The sequence below is a fragment of the Cecembia lonarensis LW9 genome (genome assembly GCF_000298295.1).
Taxonomy (GTDB): domain Bacteria; phylum Bacteroidota; class Bacteroidia; order Cytophagales; family Cyclobacteriaceae; genus Cecembia; species Cecembia lonarensis.
In genome coordinates this window covers 1-5,028 of record NZ_AMGM01000144.1, presented here as the reverse complement: position 1 = coordinate 5,028, position 5,028 = coordinate 1, and the positions used below count along the sequence as shown (strand labels likewise).

Genomic DNA, 5,028 nt, shown 5'->3' with positions numbered 1-5,028 from the left:
CACGTATGAGGTGTCGGCGCAACAACGGGTAATTACCGGAAAGGTAATTTCCGAGGAGGACGGACTGGGTCTACCAGGCGCATCTGTTCTCGTCAAAGGTACTACAATAGGGACTACCACCGATTTGGATGGTAATTACTCTATTAGTGTACCTGACGGATCCAATACATTGATCTACTCTTTTGTGGGATTAACAACCCAAGAGCAGAACATTGGTAATAGATCCGTAATCAATGTAACCTTATTGGTAGATGCTGCCACACTCGGAGAAGTGGTTGTAACGGCCATCGGTATCGAGAAGGAAAGAAAAGCCTTGGGTTACGCGGTCTCAACGGTAGGCGATGAGCTTATCCAGAACAGACCTGAAGCTGATGTGTCCAGGGTACTTCAAGGTAAAGTAGCGGGTGTAAACATCACGGCTACCAATGGTATGTCCGGTTCCGGTACCAACATCATCATCAGGGGTTATTCCTCTGCTACCGGCTCTAACCAGCCGCTATTCGTAGTAGATGGTGTACCATTTAGCTCCGGTACCAATGCAACAGGTGGATTCACTACCGGTGGTGCACAGACTTCCAGCCGTTTCCTGGATATTGATCCTAACAACATTGAAAACGTTTCGGTATTGAAGGGTCTTTCCGCAACTGTACTCTACGGTGATCAGGGACGTAACGGTGTAATCTTGATCACTACCAAATCCGGTACAAGAAAAAGAAAAGCTGCGCAGGTGACCGTCAACCAGTCTGTCTTTGGTAACAACGCGGCTTCACTACCTACTTTTGGTAACATATATGGTAATGGTTTCCAGCAGCAGCCAGGTTTGTTCTTCTCCAACTATGGTCCCAGAATGGATATTGGTTTGCAGATCAACCACCCTGTTGCCGCTTCAGCTATTCCTGAAATCAGGAATGCATTCCCTGAATTCTTCGTTCCTAATGCCGACGGTACGCCATCTACAACACCTATCAGGTACGATTATAGGGCTTATGAGGATGTAAGCTCTGTTTTCTTCCGTACTGGGGTAGTTTCTAACACCTCTGTTCAGATTTCAGGTGGTTCTGATAGAACATCTTTCAATGCTTCCTTCGGTTATACCGATGAGCAAGGTTATGTGCCTGGGAATGACATGAACAAGTTCAACTTTGGTTTGGGTATCAACTCTGCGGTAACGGATAAGATGACCATCAACTCCAGCTTTACTTTTGCAAGGACAGATTTGGTTACACCACCAGTTAACGCAGCCTTTGGTTCTGGACCTTCCGGAGGTATTCCTTCTATATTTGCAAATACCTTGTACATTCCAAGATCACATGATTTGAGGAATCTTCCTTGGGAACTACCTGATACAAGAGGTTCTGTGATGCACAGGGCTGGTAATGATCAGGTTAACCCGATATGGATGTCAAGAAACATGCTGGATTATTCTGTGGTGGACAGGTTCTTCAATTCCACTTCTATCAATTATGATTTCAGTGACAAGTTCTCTGTAACCTACCGTTTAGGTCTGGATACATACACCGAACAAAGAGAGTCCCAGTATAACAGAGGTGCAGGTAGAGGGGTGTCCCCATTGGTTAACTCTGGGTTCTACAGAACGATTTCTCTGAGAAATACCATCTGGAACCAAGATTTGGTATTCAACTATAGGACTGATTTGACCGATAAAATTGGTTTTACTGCTTTATTGGGTGCTAACCTGCGTTTTGACGAATTTGAAAGAGCTGGTTTGGCTTCGTCTGATCAGTTGGCATTTGGCCTTTTCAACCATGGCAATTTCTTAGAGGTATCCTCCAGGGACCCGCTTAATGGTTTGAACTACAACAGGTTGGTTCAGGAAAGAAGACAAGGTATCTATGCCAATGTTACCTTGGATTATGATAATTACTTATTCTTCAACTTGTCAGCAAGAAATGATTGGACTTCTACAGTCGAACCTGAAAACAGAAGAATCCTTTACCCAGGTGCTTCTGTGTCTTTCTTGCCTTCAGATGCCTTCAACTGGAATTCTTCCACTGTGAATGACCTTAAATTGAGATTTGGTTACGGTACATCTGCAGGTTTCCCTAGTCCGTACAGTACAAGAAATGTATTGCTACAGTCGCCAAGGGCATTCTTGAATACAGCTAACGTGTTGTTCCAATCTCAGACTTTGGCCTCTTCCTTGGGTAACCCCAACTTGCAGCCCGAGTTGCATGAGGAATTTGAATTCGGTGTGGAATCAACCATGTTCAACAATAAGCTGAGATTTGATCTTTCCCTTTATCAGAAAAATACCAGGAATTTGATTACCAATGCGCCTATTGACCCTGCTACAGGTTATACCAACACAGCGATCAACATCGGTAGAATCAGAAACAGAGGTATTGAATTCCAGGCTACTGCAACGCCTATCAGCAGACCAAGTGGTTTCAGCTGGGAGTCTATCGTGAACTTCACGTTATATCGTGCTGTGACAATGGAGTTGGGTGAAGGTCTTGATGAGATTGTTGTCGCTGGTTTTACCAACTTGGGTAACTTTGCTATACCAGGTCAGCCATTCAACATCATCAAAGGTCAGGTGATCAGAAGGGATGAGCAATCAGGTCAACCAATCGTATTGCCTAACGGTGATTATGAGACCGATCCTGAATTGGGCGTCCTGGGCGATCCTAACCCGGCTTGGACTGGATCATGGATCAATACTTTCCGTTACAAAGGATTGTTCCTGAATGTAATGATGGAATACAGACACAGAGGTGTTATTTTCTCTAATACAGTAACGGCTACTCTTGCCAGGGGTGTGACGAAAGATCCTGTTGTGGATAGAGAGTTGACCTTTATTCTTCCAGGTGTGAAGCAGGATGGAACTCCTAATGATGTCCAGGTAACAGCTTCTAACTATTTCTTCAACGCTTACCATACAGGTCCAGATGAACCTAACGTATTTGATGGTTCTGTTGTAAGATTAAGAGAGCTTTCCTTGGGTTATGACGTGCCTGCCAGTATTGTAAGCAGAACACCATTTTCAAGAGCATCCATTGCTTTGAGTGGAACCAACCTTTGGTTCAGGGCCTTGAACTTCCCGCCTAACATGAACTTCGATCCAGATGTATTGGGTACCGGTGTGGGCAATGGATTAGGTTTTGACTTCGTTACCGGAGCTAGCTCTAGGAGATTTGGTGGTACTGTAACCCTTACATTCTAATCACCTAAACAGAAATGAACATGAAAAGAAGAATATATAGCTTATTTATCGCCTTAAGTTTATTGGTGGTAAGTGCTTGTGATTTGGATGAATTCTTGGTTGACCCTAACGTGGTTACGCCCGATACAGCAGATCCAACCTTAGTTTTGAATAATGTGCAATTAAACTTTGCAGGTCATTTTTCTGGAACTGCCTTTCGTGGGGAGAGATTGACCAGGATGATGTCACAGCCTAACAATTTGTATGAGCAAGCTTATGTACCGGTAAACTTTAATGGTACTTGGACTACTGCCTACTCTAGCATTTTGAATGATATCAAATTGATAGAGGAATTGGGAGAAGAAAGAAATCTGCAAAGACATCTGGGAATAGCCAGGGTTATTAAAGCCTATGTTATGGTGAATATGGTGGATTGGTTTGGAGATATTCCTTTTTCTGAAGCTTTGGATCCAGCTACTACTTTTAACCCTAATTATGATTCTGGTGCTTCTGTCTATGCTGCTGCTTTGGCAATCTTAGATCAGGCTGCTGCCAACTTTACAGCACCTACAGCTCCAGGAGCTCCTCAGGATTTGTACTACGGCGGAAACTGGGCAAGATGGATTAAGCTTGTCAATACCATGAAATTGAAGATTCATTTGAACCTGAGATTGGTTGATACGGCTAATGCCACCTCTGCTATTAACGCTTTGGTAGCGGCAAATAATTTCATAGGTCCGGGTGAAGATTTTGTATTCAGATATGGGACCAACTTTACAGACCCTGCCGCGCAGCATCCGTTGTATGGACAGTACAATAACGGTGGCGGTGGTGATTACCACTCTACCTGGTATATGTGGCATTTGACCGAAGCGAAAGGTTTTGATGATCCAAGGGTCAGGTATTACCTGTACAGACAAAGAACAGCGATTACAACTGATCCTGATGAACTGAGATGTATTTCTGAAATTGCTCCGGCGCATTATTTGGCAGGAGGATGGCCTTTCTGTATCCCTAATGACAGAGGATATTGGGGAAGAGATCACCTGAATGCAGAGGGTATTCCACCGGATGGACCATTGAGAACACAATTCGGGGTATATCCGATCGGTGGTAGATTTGACAATGATGCCGGTGTTACTGTTGGTCCTGGCCAAGGTGGTGGCGGTGCCGGTATACAGCCGATCTTAATGCATTGGTTTGTAGATTTCATGTTGGCAGAGTTTGCTGTAACCGTACAGGATAATGCAGCTTTGGCACAAGAGAGAATGGAATCCGGTATCAGAAAGTCCATGGCTTATGTTAGGTCCTTCGGTGAAGCTTTAGATGGTGCCGCCGTTACAGGATGGCAATCAAGGGCAGATTATGACATTTCAGTAAATAACTACGTTGATTATGTCAATAATGAGTATGCCAATGCTCCCAATAATGACAGAAGATTGAACCTGGTAGCCAGGGAATATTGGTTGTCTTTGTTTGGAAGTGGTAACGAAGCTTACAACTTGTATAGAAGGACCAATGGTAAGCCAGATAGAATGCAACCAGGTTTATTGGAGAGCTTTGGTACTTTCCCAAGATCTTTGCTATATCCAAATAACCATATGGTGACCAATACCAATGCAGTTCAAAAATCTGGTTTGGGCGTGAAGGTTTTCTGGGACAATAACCCTGACGGCAGCTTTGCAACTGGGGGTATTTATTAATCTTTAACCTTTAAATTTCACAATTATGAATATTAAAAAAATTGGTTTTGGATTTATGATGTCCCTGATGGTGGTTTTTTCTGCCTGTGTGGACTTTATAGAACCGAACGTACCATATGCGACCTTTAATACTGGTCTCTATCTGAGAACCATTTCTGGAGG

2 protein-coding genes are annotated in these 5,028 nt (G+C 43.6%); both read left to right on the top strand.

Translation table 11 applies throughout. From position 1 onward, the window contains the following. A partial coding sequence (locus tag B879_RS20180) for a SusC/RagA family TonB-linked outer membrane protein (RefSeq protein WP_040401394.1) occupies window positions 1-3,184 on the top strand: 3,184 nt, incomplete at its 5' end. A 20-nt stretch (window positions 3,185-3,204) separates the two neighbouring features. Continuing rightward, entirely contained in the window at window positions 3,205-4,866 is a 1,662-nt protein-coding gene (locus B879_RS20175; protein WP_009187085.1) for a SusD/RagB family nutrient-binding outer membrane lipoprotein, read from the top strand. Window positions 4,867-5,028 lie beyond the last annotated feature (162 nt).